Origin of the sequence: [Ruminococcus] torques ATCC 27756 (genome assembly GCF_000153925.1) — a bacterium.
Classification (GTDB): Bacteria; Bacillota; Clostridia; order Lachnospirales; family Lachnospiraceae; genus Mediterraneibacter; species Mediterraneibacter torques.
This window is the reverse complement of record NZ_DS264345.1, coordinates 663,446-677,727: the sequence shown is the minus strand read 5'-3', so window position 1 is coordinate 677,727 and position 14,282 is coordinate 663,446. Positions and strand designations below refer to the sequence as shown.

Sequence of the window (14,282 nt, the reverse complement as noted above, 5' to 3'; positions counted from 1 at the left end):
ATAGGAGGAGAGACAAAATGATTTATCTGGATAATGCCGCTACGACTTTGCACAAACCAAAGGAAGTACAGGAAGCTGTTATAGCGGCGTTTGGGCAGATGGGAAATTCCGGAAGAGGGGCATCGGAGCCGGCGCTTAAGGCATTGGGAACAGTCTACGATGCAAGAGAAGCGCTGGCACGGCTTTTTCATGCCGAAAATGCGAGTGAGATTGTGTTTACCGCAAATTCTACAGAGGCGCTGAATATTGCAATCAAGGGAATACTTGATCCGGGAGATCATGTCATCACAACGGTGCTGGAACATAATTCCGTGCTGCGCCCGCTGTATGAATGCCGCAGGAAAGGTGTGGAGATGACAATTCTTACATGCGACGAATATGCTAACATTTCATATGAAGAGATGGAAAAGGCAGTCAGAAAAAATACACGGGCGATCATATGTACTCATGCGTCAAATATGACCGGAAATATGATCTCTTTGGAGAGTGTCGGAAAGATTGCGGCAAAGTATGGTATTCTCTTTATTGTTGACGCTTCCCAAACCGCGGGAGTATGGGAGATCGATGTACAAAAATATGGGATTTCCGTCCTTTGTTTTACCGGACATAAAGGACTGATGGGACCGCAGGGAACAGGTGGTATGTATGTAAAAAGCGGGGTAAAGATCCGTCCGCTTTTGTCAGGCGGCAGCGGGATAGATTCTTATAATATGCATCATACGTCGCAGATGCCGGAAGCGCTTGAAGCCGGGACGCTGAACGGTCACGGGATCGCGGGACTTCGGGCGGCATTGTCATTTTTGGAAAGAGAAGGGATGGAACGCCTGCGGAAAAGAGAACTGGAGCTGATGCGCCGTTTTTATAACGGAGTCGCTGAAATTCCGAATGTGAAAGTGTACGGAGACTTTCGGACGGACAGAAGGGCAGCCATCGTTTCTTTGAATATCGGCGATTATGATTCGGCAGAGATAAGTGATGAATTAAGCGGCAGATATGGGATCGTTACGCGGCCCGGAGCGCATTGTGCGCCGTTGATGCATGAAGCGCTTGGAACAAAGATACAGGGTGCGGTCAGATTCAGTTTTTCCCATTATAATACGGAAGAGGAAATTGACGAGGCAATCCGCGCCGTAAAAGAGCTTGCTGAGGAATAAGAAGAACAGGCGCGGGGCAAGGTGTTATGGAATCATAAGAAACGGGGGAGAAGATGAAAAAACGAGAGAAAAAAATTGTGATCACTTTTCATACGACAACGGATGCGATGGCAATGGAACGGTACTGTAAAAAGAGAAAAGAACCGGGCAGACTGATTCCTGTTCCGGGTACGATCTCGGCCGGATGCGGACTTGCATGGTGCGTTCTGCCGCAAGAGAGGGAACATCTTTTGAAAGTGATGGAGGAGGGGGATATAACTCCGCAGGCTGTGCATGAATGTATGTTATAAAATATCACAGTTCTACCACAAAAGATTCACATAGGTTTGATATCGTCTTAAACAAATATATTGTATGAAATATGTGGAAATAAGATTAAAGTATATTGAAAAAGTATATGTCACAGATAGAGGGGAGTGCAGAAATCCACAGAAAGAATACAAAGTTAGGAGGATATCATTTTGATAGAAGTAAAAAATTTGGTAAAAAAATATGGAAATCATTTAGCCGTAGATCACCTGGACTTTCAGATTAAGCCGGGAATGGTTTACGGTTTTTTGGGTCCCAACGGAGCAGGAAAATCTACTACAATGAACATTATGACAGGATGCATGGGGGCAACTCAGGGGGAAGTGCTGATTAATGGATATGACATCTTGAAAGAACCTGAAAAAGCCAAAAGATATATCGGATATTTGCCGGAACATCCACCTCTTTATATGGATATGACTGTGCGGGAATATTTGGATTTTGCAGCAGAGCTGAAAGGAATTAGAAAATCTCAACGAAGAGAAGCTGTTGATGAAGCAGAAAAAATGGTAAAGGTTCAGGATGTGGAACATCGCTTGATTCGAAATCTTTCAAAAGGCTATCGTCAGAGAGTAGGGCTGGCACAGGCAATTTTAGGATTTCCGGATATGATTATTCTTGATGAACCAAGCGTTGGATTGGATCCGAAACAGATTATAGAGATGAGAGATTTAATCCGTAAGTTGGCTGAGAACCATACGGTTATTTTAAGCTCGCATATATTGACGGAGATCAGAGAAGTATGTGATTATATTCTGATTATTTCTAAAGGAAAGCTGGTAGCACAGGATACGCTGGAAAACTTGGAGAAGATGATAGGGTTTCACGATGTGATTGAATTAGAAACATCGGCTTCGGAGGAGGAAATTCATAGAATACTGGGGAGGATTCCCGGAGTTTGTGCGATGCAGATGCGTGTGAAAGGAGAAAAGTGTACTTATGTACAGGTAAAAGTGACTGGAGATAAAAGCAGTCAGAATAACAGAAAAGTAAGAGAAGAGATTTTCTGTGAATTTGCGAAAGAGAAAAAACATTATATTCATTGTCGGCGCCTGAAACGAGTTTGGAAGAAGCGTTTATGAAATTGACACAGAACGATAATATAGAAAGAAATATGCAAATCGAAGAATCGCTTGTGAAAGATAGACAGGTAAAGGACGGACGGGTGAAAGAAAGCCGACCGGGAGAGAAACAGATAGGAGTGGAAACCAGAAAATGTGAGATGAATACAGAGGGAGGAAAAGAGGATGAAGGCGGTTTATAAAAAAGAATTAAAAGCGTATTTTCAGTCTATAATAGGGTGTGTATTTATTGCCTTTCTTATTGCATTTACTGGAATTTATTTCATGGCGTATAATATGACAACAGGATATCCGTATTTTTCTTATACACTTTCAGGATCGTTGATCGTATTTATTGTAGGGATTCCTTTGATTACGATGCGTTCATTTGCAGAAGAGAGAAAGAATAAAACAGATCAGATTCTGTTGACAGCGCCAGTGAGTTTGTGGAAAGTTGTGGTTGGAAAATACCTGGCGATGGTGACGGTAATTGCAATCCCGAATCTTATATTTTGTATTTTCCCTCTTATCATTAAATTGCAGGGGACGGCGTATTTGACAGTTGATTATATTTCGATTTTGATGTTCTTCCTGCTCGGCTGTGTTTTTGCAGCTATAGGAATGCTTTTATCAGCGCTTACAGAAAGTCAAATTATTGCGTATATAGGGACGTTTGGTATTTTTCTGATTCTATATTTATGGGATGGTATCTTATCTCTGTTTCCAAATACGGCGATGAGCGGACTTGTGTTTATAATTTTGCTTATTTTGCTGGCAGCTTTCTACATATGGAGAATGACGAACAGTTTTTCGATTGCGGGAGGAGTGGGCTGTGTCGGAGTGGCAGTAGCGATAGCAGTGTATTTTCTGAAAGAGACGCTTTATGAAAATCTGTTTACAGAGTCTTTGGGCGGGTTCGCTCTGACAAATATTTTTACCGATATTACACAAAATAGTATTGTAGATGTGAGCGGAATTGTATTGTACTTGTCGATGATCACATTATTTTTATTTTTGACAGTTCAGTCGATTAGAAGACGACTTTGGGAAAGTGCGGCAAAAAAACATGGAGCGTATAGCGTGACGATGACAGCGGTTTTTCTTGCAATTACAGTTGTCATAAACTTGATTGCATGCCAGATACCGGAAAAATTCCGAAAGATAGATGTGAGTAATACAAAAATTTACGAGATTTCAGATACGACAGAAGATTTCCTGAAAGAAATGGATAAAGAAATATCGATGAAGATAATTGCCGTAAAAGAAAATACAGATGAACGAATCGTTACATTTTTGAGTAAATATGCGGCTTTATCGAATAAAATACATATGGAGTGGATAGATCCTGTTCTTCATCCGTCGGTTTTGTCAGAATATGAAACTACAGAAAATACGATTGTGATTTCCTGTGAAGAAACAGGAAAAAATACGACGGTTTCTTTTGATGATATTTTGGTGATGGATCAATATTCCTACTATTATTATGGAAGTACATCGTATACATCATTTGACGGAGAAGGACAGCTCACAAGTGCACTGAATTATGTGACAGGCGAGGAGACAAAGAAAGTTTATTTGTCAACAGGACATGGGGAACAAGAGCTTGCTGAAACGATAACGGAATTGATGAATAAAAATGGATATGAGTTGTCGGAAGTTAATTTACTTATGTCAACATCTGTACCGGATGATTGTGATCTTCTTATTGTGAACGCAGTAACTTCTGATCTGACAGAAGATGAGAAAACAATGTTGCAGCTGTATTTGCAGCAAGGGGGAAAGGTGACCGTCCTATTAGGAGAAACAGAAGGGGAAAAGCTCCCGAACCTGATAAGTATTTTGTCTGAATATGGCATGACGATGGAAGGCGGTTACATTGCAGATATGACGAGATGTTATCAAAATAATCCTTATTGCATTTTCCCCAAATTATCTGTAAGCGGTGATTTGGCAGAACAGATTAAGTCAGAAATGACACTTGTTATGAATACCCATGGGATGACAGTGAACGATCCGGCAAGGGATACGATTACAACGGTTCCGTTTATGTCAACGTCTGATCAGGCATTTGCAGTGACGGAGCAAGACCAAAAGCAGGGAGAATATATTCTTGGAGCATATGCGACAGAAACAGTAAGCGAGATCTCCGCAGAGACAGAAGAAACAGAAATTTCAGAAGAAAATGCAGAAGCGTCGGAAGAAATTACGGAAGATACAGAGAAGGAAAGTAGATTGACGGTGATTGCTGCAGGAAGTCTGATAGATGAGCAGATTATAGATACCTTTACGGAATTGGAAAATACACAGTTGTTTATGAACATAATGGCAGTAAATTTTGAAAATGTGAAAAATGTCTCAATCGAAGCCAAAAGCCTTAGTGTAGAATATAATGCTGTTCAGCATGCCGGATTATTCGGAACACTGATGATTTTTGGAATACCTGCAGTGATTTTAATCAGTGGTTTTGTTGTTTGGTACAGGAGGAGAAAAGCATGACACAAAAAAGGAAAATAGGTTTGCTCATAATTGTTTTCGTGGCGCTTATATGTATATATATGTGGGTTCGCGCGTGGAATCAAAGCGAACAGGCACAGGCAAATACAATGATACGAATTACAGATACAGAAGGAGATAAGATTAAAAAGATCGCTTTAAATATAGAAAATGGAGAGTTGAACTTTGAAAAAGAAAATGGTGTGTGGTATGATGCTTTAGATCATGATATTCCGATTAATCAAAGCATTATGAATGAAATTGCAGATACGGTTGGCAGTATTTCTGCAAATCGGAAGTTGAAAAATGCAGATGAAGCAAAAGACTATGGTTTGGATGTTCCTATTTATACGATCGAGTATACAGATGATAATGATGATGTCATTTCTGTTTATTTCGGAAATAATACAGGGGACAATATTTATGCAACATTAGAAGGGGAAAAATCTATTTATACTGTTTCGAGTCAGGTCATTGAAGATTTAAATTATACAGAAGAAGATCTGATACAACTTGACGACTATCCATCGATTGGAAGTGGCAATCTTGAGAAGGCAGTTATTACGCAAAATAAAAATTCTGTTGTATATGACAGTGCAGACGAGACGCAGACGGAACAAATAATCGCAATAGCCGGAGGCCTTGGAGCTGTGCAGCTGTCCACAACGGCAGATTATTGTGCAGAAGAAAAAGAATTATCAGAATACGGCTTGGATGAAGATTTAAGGGCTGCGGTAGAAGTGACTTATCAGGAAGATGAAAAAGAAAAGAAACTGACATTATATATAGGAAACCGGGTCGGGGATGACAGATATGTGATGTTAAATGATTCAAAGATTGTGTATCTGGTTTCTGATGCAATATGTGGAAATATATTAAATGAAGAAGAATAAAAACAGGTTATAAGCAGTAAGATTTTATATTCTTTTAATTGACTTTGCAGGAGAAACGAGAGAGAATGTTATTCATATCAAAAAGGCATTAATGCAGAAGGATGGATGGAAATGAAAGAAAAATTAATACGTTTTATGCAGGGCAGATACGGTATCGATCAATTATCGAAGTTTCTTCTGATCACGGGATTGGCGGTAGTTCTTTTATCGGCGTTTTTCGGAGAAACCGCGGTGAGCATGCTTTTATATATTTTCGGCTGGGGAGTCGTGATCTACTGTTATTTTCGGATATTTTCAAGAAATGTACAGAAGCGGTACGCAGAAAATCAGGCATATCTTATGAAAACATACAAGATAAGAAATTGGTTTCAGAATCAAAAAAACATCTGGCAGCAGAGAAAAGTGTACCACATTTATACATGTCCGTCATGTAAACAAAAAATCCGCATCCCGAAGGGCAAAGGGAAAATTGAAGTAAGATGTCCGAAGTGCGGCACGACTTTTATAAAGAAAAGTTAAGCTGTGCAGACAACGAAAATATAGAACTGAAAAGTAAGAAATCCCCGTAACAATGAACTGCTCCAAAAAGTCTGACTTTTTTGGAAGAGTTCGTTGTTACGGGGATTTTGTTTTCGGTTTCAATAACGATATCTTTACCAGCTAGGGAAGAAAAGGTTATTTCCGATGTTGACTCCCGGTCGGTTTGTAGATCCTGCATAGAGGAAATAATAACAGTCTGCCACTGCCGCAAGTCTTGCGCCGTTGATCGCATCTTGCGCAACCTGCATAGATAAAGAGGTCGGACCTTTCTTCAGAACAGCGTCAAGACGACCTGTCCATACCGGTTCAAACTGTCCGCTTGCATAGATAACTCCTCTGATCGTATTCGGAAAACGAGGACTTTCCACACGGTTTAATATTACAGTTGCGACAGCAAGCAGAGAATCATAGTTCTGATGAGCTTCACACTGCAGGATCGCCGCAAGAAGTGTGACGTCATCCGCAGAAGCGTCGATCTGTCCGCCGTTGTTTGTAATAGTATCGTCGTAGCCGCCGTTTTGCTGGAGCTGCTCCAGTCGCTCTGCCTCAAGGCGGGCAGCCTCTTCAGCCTTTGCTTTTTCTAATTTGGCTTGTACTTCCGTAAGATTTGTTGAAGTCGCCTTTGCTTTTTCCTGGAGTTCCGTCTGTTTTTTCTTAAGTTCATCTTTCAGATCAAGAAGTGAATCCTGCTGAGTTTCTAATGTGTTTTTCTGATCTTCGATATTTTTATAAATATTTTTCAGATCGTCAAGGGCAGTTTTGTCATATTCGCTCAGATTTTCGATAAAATCAGCTTTGTTTATAAAATCTGCCATGTTTTCCGCCGAAAAGAGCATCTCAAGCAGTGTTGCGTTCCCGTGTTCGTACATATATTTAATACGGGATTTCATATTTTCATACTGCTCATTTTCGTTTTCTTCAGCTTCGACAAGTGCATCGGAAGTACGGGCAATCTCACCGTTTAAGATCTCAACCTGCATTTCTGTTGCAGAGATCTCTTCGCTCAAAGAGAGAATATCTTTGTTGATACCGTCTAATTCACTTTCGAGTGCAGAAGTCTGTCCTTTTAAATTGTCAATGTTGTCATCTGCAAATGAAGGAAAAACTGAAAGTACAATTCCGAGAGAACTGATCAGGATGATGCCTGATTGTATCCACCGTTTTTTGTAGAATTTCATAGCTTTAAATTCCTTTCTTGAAGCATTTTTTAAGTGCTGAATAATCATTATACTACAAATTGCGTTATTTGGCAAACTTTGATATGATAAAGGCTGAGAAGGCCGCTTTTAAAAGCGGCGAAAGACAGAACGGAAAAGAAAGAGGTATATCTATGACGCATAAGATAAAAATGATCGGACTTGACCTGGACGGAACATTGCTGACGGATAAAAAAGAACTGACTGTGCGGACAAGAGAAGTTCTTGCAAAGGCGATCAGAAGCGGAATCGTCGTACTTGTAGCTACGGGGCGTCCGTGGATGGGAGTTCCGGAAGAATTGAGAGAATTTCCGGGTATGAATTATGCGCTGACGTCTAATGGAGCAAGGATTATCGACACTCGTACGGGAAATGTAATAGAAGAACATCTGTTGTCTGTCAAATCAGCGAAAAAGGCGTTGGAAATTTGTCGAAAATATGATACTCTACAAGAGGTATATTTTGATGGACAGGGATATGCTCCGGCAGAAAAAATGGAGTTTGTGGAACGATATCACAAAAATCCGAATATGTGGGAATATATGCGTAAAACCCGTATTCCGGTGGATGATATTTTTGAACTGGTAGACAGAGAAAACAGAGGTCTCGATAAAACGCAGGCATTATTTGCGGATATGTCCGAGAGAAAACGTGCGTGGGAAGAACTTGCCCGTCATGAGGATTTGGAACTGGTCGGATCTCTTCGTTATAATATAGAAGTGAACGCGGCGGGAGTCAATAAAGGAACAGGACTTGTCAATCTCGGAAGCAGGCTTGGTATTAAGCGGGAAGAGATCATGGCGTTCGGAGACGGAGATAACGATACCGTGATGCTGAAAGAAGTCGGTTTCGGCGTCGCAATGGCAAACGGAGAGCCGCAGGTGAAAGAAGCTGCAGATTATATCACACTGTCAAATGAAGAGGACGGCGTTGCGCAAGCGATTGAAAGATTTGTTCTCGGAGGAGGAGAAGCAAGATGTTAGAAGCATTAAAAGTAATTATATTCGGTATTGTGGAGGGAATCACGGAATGGCTGCCGATCAGCAGCACGGGGCATCTGATCTTGTTGGAAGAATTACTGCATTTGAAACAAAATCAGGCGTTTCTTGACATGTTTTATGTTGTGATCCAGCTTGGAGCGATACTGGCGGTTGTCGTTATGTATTTCCATAAGCTGAATCCGTTTTCACCGAAGAAAACCCAGAAACAGAAGATGTTGACGATCCAGTTGTGGGTCAAAGTGATCATAGGTTCGATTCCGGCAATGCTGATCGGGCTTCCGTTCAATGATTTTATAGAAGAAAAGTTCAACAATTCATATGTTGTTGCCGCGACATTGATCATCTACGGTATTCTGTTTATCGTAATCGAAAACTATCAGAAAGATAAGCAGCCGAAAGTGGAAAAACTTTCTCAGCTTACGATACAGACGGTTTTGATCATCGGCGTATTTCAGGCATTGGCGCTGATCCCCGGAACATCCCGTTCGGGAGCGACGATCGTGGGAGCGCTTCTCATAGGAGTATCAAGAGGAGTTGCGGCGGAATTTACATTTTTCCTTGCAATTCCGGCGATGTTCGGCGCAAGTTTTTTGAAACTGATTAAATTCGGATTAAATTTCACGGGTATGCAGGTATTTCTGCTTTTGTTGGGAACGGTCGTTTCGTTTGCGGTTTCCATCCTTGCGATCAAGTTCCTCATGCAGTATATCAGAAAACATGATTTTAAAGTGTTTGGTTACTACAGAATCGTACTGGGAGTCATTGTGCTTCTTTACTTCGGTATTAAGACGCTGCTTGCATAAGAATTGTTTCGGCGAAAATGTGTATTTTGCAAAAAACCTGTATAAAGAATGAAGATTTATGCATAAAGTAACGCATAATATACATAAAAACTGAAACAGAATGCATAAAAATTAAAAAAAGAGCTTGATTTTTATGCAGAACGTGTTAGAATGTAGTGCATGGAATGCATGGTTATTCAGCATTGAGCAATGGAATTATAAACGGAGGGTGCGAAAATGAAAAATACGAAAATGAAAAAGTTTTTAGTAGTAGTTTTAAGTGCGGCGCTTGTTGCCGGACTGGCAGCAGGTTGCGGAAGCAAAGAAGACGGTAAAGAAGAAGATAAAGGAAGCAGCGCGAAAACGGCGAAAGTGATCGACGTTGATCTTACAAATGAAGAGTATGCGTTCGGTATTGATAAAGATCAGCCGGAACTTGTTGAACAGGTAAACGCATTTATAAAAGAAGTAAAAGAAGACGGAACGCTGGATGAGATCTGTGACAAGTATTTCGGCGGCGGAGAGCCGGCAGCAGTAGAATCCGCAAAACTTGACGAGTCGAAAGATCAGCTTGTAGTTGCCACAAATGCAGCGTTTGAGCCGTTTGAGTATACAAAAGGCGATAAATATGTCGGAATCGACATGGAACTGGCAGCTCTTCTTGCGGAAAAGCTTGGAAAAGAACTTGTAATCCAGAATATGGATTTTGATGCGGTATGTCTTTCTGTAGGACAGCACAAATGTGATATCGCTATCGCAGGACTTACAGTCAATGATGAAAGAAAACAATATGTGACATTCTCAGATACATATTATCAGGCGTCACAGCGTTTGATCGTTCCGAGCGATGACGATACATTCGACGATCTGAAAGATGCAGATGCAGTTGCGGCAAAACTTGGCGAACTGAAAAAAGAAGATAAGATCGGCGTACAGCAGGGAACGACAGCGCAAAGCTACATCGAAGGAGACGAAGCTTTCGGATTTGAAGGACTTCCGGCTACATGCCAGCCGTATAAGAGCGGATCACTTGCGGTTCAGGATATGCTGAACGGAAACATCAAATATGTGATCATCGATGCAGCTCCGGCTACAGCGATCACAGAAGCGATTAATGCAATGCAATAAGTTCTCGGAAGCAGAATGAGCAATCGGCGCAATACAGAAGAGGATTTCAAAACAGTATGAAATGAAACGGACGATTGAGCGGATGATTTCGGACTGAGAGTTTTGCAAAAAGAATAGAAAACAGTATTAAATCAGAAAGGGAAATACAGGTATGTTCCGAAAACGGAAAATATCGGCGTTTTCCTTTCTTTGGACGTTTGAGAGAAGAAAGCAAAGAGGAAAGTAATGGGTAATTTTAGTGCAAAAGTAGATAAGTTTATAGAAATATTTATCGATCAAAACGGCTATGTAAAAGTGGTGCAAGGTTTGCAGAACACAGTCCTTATTGCGATTGTCGGTCTGGTCATCGGTATTTTGATCGGGACTGTTATCGCGACGGCAAGGGTGCTGCCGAAATATAAAGTGCTCCCAAGAGTTTTGAACGGTATATGCAGCGTTTATGTGGCGATGTTCAGAGGAACGCCGATGGTTGTGCAGCTTCTTGTATTTTATTATGTACTTCTTCCGATCATCGGATGGAACATAACGGGAGTTCAGGTCGCGATGCTTGTGTTCGGATTGAACAGCGGCGCATATATTTCGGAAATTATGCGAAGCGGAATCCAATCGGTAGACGCAGGACAGATGGAAGCGGGACGTGCAGTCGGATTAAGTTTCGGGGCGAGTATGATGAAGATTGTCATTCCGCAGGCTGTCAAGAATATTCTTCCGACTCTCGGAAACGAATTTATCGCGCTTATCAAAGAAACATCGGTTGTAAGTTTCGTAGGCGCGGCGGATCTGTATGTGGCGTTTAACTATATCGGAACAAACAGTTATGAATTCATGGTTCCGTATCTCGTGATGGCGCTTATTTATATTGCATTGATCCTTGTTGTGACACTGCTTGTAAAATTATTGGAAAGGAGCCTGAAGAAGAGTGATAGACGTAATTAATCTTAGAAAAAGCTTTGGTGATCTTGAAATCTTAAAAGGTATCAATATCACGATCAATAAAGGCGACATTGTCGCGGTGCTCGGACCGTCAGGTTCCGGAAAAAGTACGTTTCTGCGCTGCTTAAATTGTATGGAAGATCCGACATCCGGAAGCATTGTTTTTAAAGGAGTCGATATCGCGGATATGAAAGTCGATATCAACGTGCATCGCCGCCATATGGGTATGGTATTTCAACATTTTAATTTGTTCAATAATAAAACAGTTCTTCAAAACGTAATGATGGCTCCGGCATATTTGCAGTGCAAGGATCTGAAAAAAGCAAAAAATAAAAACAGAATGATCCGGTTTAAAAATATATTCCGAAGCAAAAAAGAAGAACTTATCCCAATTACAACGACAAAAGAACAGATCAAAAGCGAGACGAAAAAGCAGGCTCTTGAACTGCTCGGAAGAATCGGACTTGAAGACAAAGCGGACGTTTACCCGTCTACATTGTCGGGAGGTCAGAAGCAAAGAGTTGCGATCATTCGTTCTCTTGCAATGAATCCGGATGTGATCCTGTTTGACGAGCCGACATCGGCGCTTGATCCGGAGATGGTCGGAGAAGTTCTTGAGTTGATGAAGAAGCTGGCTCAGGAAGGAATGACGATGGTTGTAGTCACTCATGAGATGGGATTTGCGAAAGAGGTTGCGTCCAGAGTGATCTTCATGGATGACGGGCAGATTGTTGAGGAAGCTGAACCGGAAGAATTTTTCGGCAATCCGAAGAATCCGAGACTGAAAGAATTTTTGTCGAAGATTTTGTAAAAAGAATCTGTAAGTTGAAAAACGTGTACATGTCTGTGCACAGAAGAACATATGAAAAGCAGGGTGGATGAGAAACTCTGCTTTTTGTTTTTGAAAGAATGAAAAGTCCGAAGCAGACTTTTTGCTTTTATTTAAAGCGAGGTGGAAAATGAGATACGATCGAATTTATAAGGCGAAGTTTATAGAACGTCCGAACCGGTTTATTGCCTATGCAGAATTAAACGGGAAAAAGGAAACGGTTCATGTGAAAAATACAGGAAGATGCGCCGAGCTTCTTCGGCCGGGAGCAGATATTTATATTCAGGAAAGCGATAATCCGTCCAGAAAGACAAGGTGGGACTTGATTGCCGTAAAAAAGGGCAGTCGAATGATCAATATGGACTCTCAGATTCCGAATAAGGTTGTAAAAGAATGGATTGAACAGGGAAATCTTTTTGGAAATGTGACTTTGATCCGGCCTGAAACCGTATACAAAAATTCTCGTTTTGACCTGTATGTGGAAGCGGAAGATCAAAACGGGGGAATCCGAAAGATTTTTATTGAGATCAAAGGTGTGACATTAGAAGAAAACGGAGTGTGCCGCTTCCCGGATGCGCCAAGCGAACGAGCCGTAAAACATCTGGAAGAGCTTTCCGATGCAAAGAAGAATGGATATGAGGCATATGTGTTTTTTGTGATCCAGATGAAAGGCGTGCGTTATTTCACGCCGAATACAGAGACACATCCTCAATTTGCCGAAGCGCTTCAAAAGACGGCAAAGGAAGGTGTAAAAGTGCTTGCCTATGACTGTGATGTGACAAGCGATGCGATCGAGCTGAGCGATGCGGTAGACGTCGTTCTAGGCAATCCGATCTTAAAAGAATCTGTCCGGCCTCTTGTAGAGTGGTTTCGTGAGAATAAGCGTGATCTTCCGTGGAGAAAGAGGATTAACGCATACAGAGTGTGGATTTCGGAGATTATGCTTCAGCAGACGAGGGTGGAGGCGGTAAAGCCTTATTATGAGCGCTTTTTAAGTGAACTTCCCGATGTGAGCGCACTTGCATCTGTCGAGGAAGACAGGTTATTGAAACTGTGGGAAGGATTGGGGTATTATAACCGGGCCCGCAATTTAAAAGCTGCGGCGTGTCAGATTATGGAACAATACGGAGGAAGGTTTCCTTCATCATATGAAGAAATACGTTCGCTGAAGGGAATCGGAAATTATACTGCGGGAGCGATCGGATCATTTGTTTATCACATTCCGAAACCCGCAGTAGACGGAAATGTTCTGCGCGTAGTATCGAGGCTTACGGCAGATGAGGGTGATATCAAAACGGCGGCTGTAAGATCAAAAGTAGAAGAATTGATCGAAGAAATCATCCCGAAAGATGCGCCGGGTGATTTTAATCAGGGGTTGATTGAGTTGGGAGCGATCGTCTGTGTTCCGAACGGAGAGCCGAAATGCGCCGCCTGTCCGCTTGAAGCGCTGTGCAAAGCACATAAGGAAGGACGGGAAATGGATTTCCCGGTGAAGAAAAAGGCGAAAGCAAGAAGAATAGAAAAGAGGACGGTGTTTATTTTTCGGGATAATGAAAAAGTGGCAATCAGGAAACGGCCTCAAAAAGGACTCCTTGCCGGAATGTATGAATTTCCGAATGTGGAAGGGCACCTCAGGACAGAGGAAGTGATCGGGTATGCGCAGACGGCAGGGCTGACTCCGGTACGTGTAAAACGGATTGGAACGGCAAAACATATTTTCAGCCATGTAGAATGGCATATGACAGGATATGAACTGCTGGTCGATGAACTGGAAAAAACGTCGGCGCCAAACGTCGGTCAAATGTGTGTGGAAAACGGAGCGGATGGATCGGAAAATATATTTGTAAAGATAAAACAATTAGAGGAAGAGTATGCGATGCCGTCTGCATTTGATAAGTTTGTAGAGCACACTCGGTTTTCTTGAAATGTATGAGATACTGTGGTAAACTGTTGCTGTATGTAT

At 41.6% G+C, this 14,282-nt stretch carries 12 protein-coding genes and 1 pseudogene; 12 read left to right on the top strand and 1 reads right to left on the bottom strand.

What is annotated here, in order from left to right; genetic code table 11:
• Positions 1-17 precede the first annotated feature (17 nt).
• The 6 genes and pseudogenes from RUMTOR_RS04450 (at position 18) to RUMTOR_RS04425 (ending at position 6,429) form a co-directional block, all read left to right on the top strand.
• A complete protein-coding gene (locus RUMTOR_RS04450) occupies positions 18-1,154 on the top strand; it encodes an aminotransferase class V-fold PLP-dependent enzyme (RefSeq protein ID WP_004845935.1) in 1,137 nt (378 codons plus the stop codon).
• Positions 1,155-1,207: 53 nt separating this feature from the next.
• A complete protein-coding gene (locus RUMTOR_RS04445; RefSeq protein WP_004845934.1) occupies positions 1,208-1,444 on the top strand; it encodes a putative Se/S carrier protein in 237 nt (78 codons plus the stop codon).
• Between the two features lie 171 nt (positions 1,445-1,615).
• Positions 1,616-2,727, top strand: a pseudogene (locus RUMTOR_RS04440) (ABC transporter ATP-binding protein).
• Positions 2,711-5,020: a Gldg family protein gene (locus tag RUMTOR_RS04435; protein WP_004845931.1), complete on the top strand. Its 2,310-nt coding sequence runs from the start codon at positions 2,711-2,713 to the stop codon at positions 5,018-5,020. The pseudogene RUMTOR_RS04440 and the gene RUMTOR_RS04435 overlap by 17 nt, the downstream one beginning before the upstream one ends.
• Entirely contained in the window at positions 5,017-5,910 is an 894-nt protein-coding gene (locus RUMTOR_RS04430; RefSeq protein WP_004845930.1) for a DUF4340 domain-containing protein, read from the top strand. The genes RUMTOR_RS04435 and RUMTOR_RS04430 overlap by 4 nt, the downstream gene beginning before the upstream one ends.
• A gap of 111 nt (positions 5,911-6,021) precedes the next feature.
• On the top strand, positions 6,022-6,429 hold the full coding sequence (locus RUMTOR_RS04425; RefSeq protein WP_009243399.1) for a zinc ribbon domain-containing protein: 408 nt from the start codon (positions 6,022-6,024) through the stop codon (positions 6,427-6,429).
• Positions 6,430-6,563: 134 nt separating this feature from the next.
• On the opposite strand, the gene RUMTOR_RS04420 is transcribed toward RUMTOR_RS04425, so the two are convergent.
• A complete protein-coding gene (locus RUMTOR_RS04420) occupies positions 6,564-7,628 on the bottom strand; it encodes a cell wall hydrolase (RefSeq protein ID WP_009243398.1) in 1,065 nt (354 codons plus the stop codon).
• Between the two features lie 152 nt (positions 7,629-7,780).
• Between RUMTOR_RS04420 and RUMTOR_RS04415 the strand changes: the two genes are divergently transcribed.
• The 6 genes from RUMTOR_RS04415 (at position 7,781) to mutY (ending at position 14,243) form a co-directional block, all read left to right on the top strand.
• Positions 7,781-8,629 carry a Cof-type HAD-IIB family hydrolase gene (locus RUMTOR_RS04415; RefSeq protein WP_009243397.1) on the top strand — a complete coding sequence of 283 codons (849 nt, stop codon included), beginning with the start codon at positions 7,781-7,783 and terminating at the stop codon, positions 8,627-8,629.
• The gene (locus tag RUMTOR_RS04410) at positions 8,623-9,450 is read left to right on the top strand and encodes an undecaprenyl-diphosphate phosphatase (protein WP_004845926.1); all 828 of its coding nucleotides are present in this window, start codon (positions 8,623-8,625) and stop codon (positions 9,448-9,450) included. Before RUMTOR_RS04415 ends, RUMTOR_RS04410 begins: the two co-directional genes overlap by 7 nt.
• 216 nt (positions 9,451-9,666) lie before the next feature.
• Positions 9,667-10,557: an ABC transporter substrate-binding protein gene (locus RUMTOR_RS04405; RefSeq protein WP_004845925.1), complete on the top strand. Its 891-nt coding sequence runs from the start codon at positions 9,667-9,669 to the stop codon at positions 10,555-10,557.
• Positions 10,558-10,782: 225 nt separating this feature from the next.
• Positions 10,783-11,493 carry an amino acid ABC transporter permease gene (locus RUMTOR_RS04400; protein ID WP_004845924.1) on the top strand — a complete coding sequence of 237 codons (711 nt, stop codon included), beginning with the start codon at positions 10,783-10,785 and terminating at the stop codon, positions 11,491-11,493.
• Positions 11,477-12,301 carry an amino acid ABC transporter ATP-binding protein gene (locus RUMTOR_RS04395; protein ID WP_009243396.1) on the top strand — a complete coding sequence of 275 codons (825 nt, stop codon included), beginning with the start codon at positions 11,477-11,479 and terminating at the stop codon, positions 12,299-12,301. The genes RUMTOR_RS04400 and RUMTOR_RS04395 overlap by 17 nt, the downstream gene beginning before the upstream one ends.
• A gap of 148 nt (positions 12,302-12,449) precedes the next feature.
• Positions 12,450-14,243 (top strand): A/G-specific adenine glycosylase, encoded by a 1,794-nt coding sequence (gene mutY / locus RUMTOR_RS04390; RefSeq protein ID WP_004845922.1) that lies wholly within the window; start codon positions 12,450-12,452, stop codon positions 14,241-14,243.
• Positions 14,244-14,282: the final 39 nt, after the last annotated feature.

Bases quoted from the DNA above. Each gene is read 5' to 3' on its own strand.
- RUMTOR_RS04450 (WP_004845935.1), top strand. From the start codon at position 18: ATGATTTATCTGGATAATGCCGCTACGACTTTGCACAAACCAAAGGAA.
- RUMTOR_RS04445 (WP_004845934.1), top strand. From the start codon at position 1,208: ATGAAAAAACGAGAGAAAAAAATTGTGATCACTTTTCATACGACAACG.
- RUMTOR_RS04430 (WP_004845930.1), top strand. From the start codon at position 5,017: ATGACACAAAAAAGGAAAATAGGTTTGCTCATAATTGTTTTCGTGGCG.
- mutY (WP_004845922.1), top strand. From the start codon at position 12,450: ATGAGATACGATCGAATTTATAAGGCGAAGTTTATAGAACGTCCGAAC.
- RUMTOR_RS04415 (WP_009243397.1), top strand. From the start codon at position 7,781: ATGACGCATAAGATAAAAATGATCGGACTTGACCTGGACGGAACATTG.
- RUMTOR_RS04435 (WP_004845931.1), top strand. From the start codon at position 2,711: ATGAAGGCGGTTTATAAAAAAGAATTAAAAGCGTATTTTCAGTCTATA.
- RUMTOR_RS04405 (WP_004845925.1), top strand. From the start codon at position 9,667: ATGAAAAATACGAAAATGAAAAAGTTTTTAGTAGTAGTTTTAAGTGCG.
- RUMTOR_RS04410 (WP_004845926.1), top strand. From the start codon at position 8,623: ATGTTAGAAGCATTAAAAGTAATTATATTCGGTATTGTGGAGGGAATC.
- RUMTOR_RS04425 (WP_009243399.1), top strand. From the start codon at position 6,022: ATGAAAGAAAAATTAATACGTTTTATGCAGGGCAGATACGGTATCGAT.
- RUMTOR_RS04400 (WP_004845924.1), top strand. From the start codon at position 10,783: ATGGGTAATTTTAGTGCAAAAGTAGATAAGTTTATAGAAATATTTATC.
- RUMTOR_RS04420 (WP_009243398.1), bottom strand. From the start codon at position 7,628: ATGAAATTCTACAAAAAACGGTGGATACAATCAGGCATCATCCTGATC.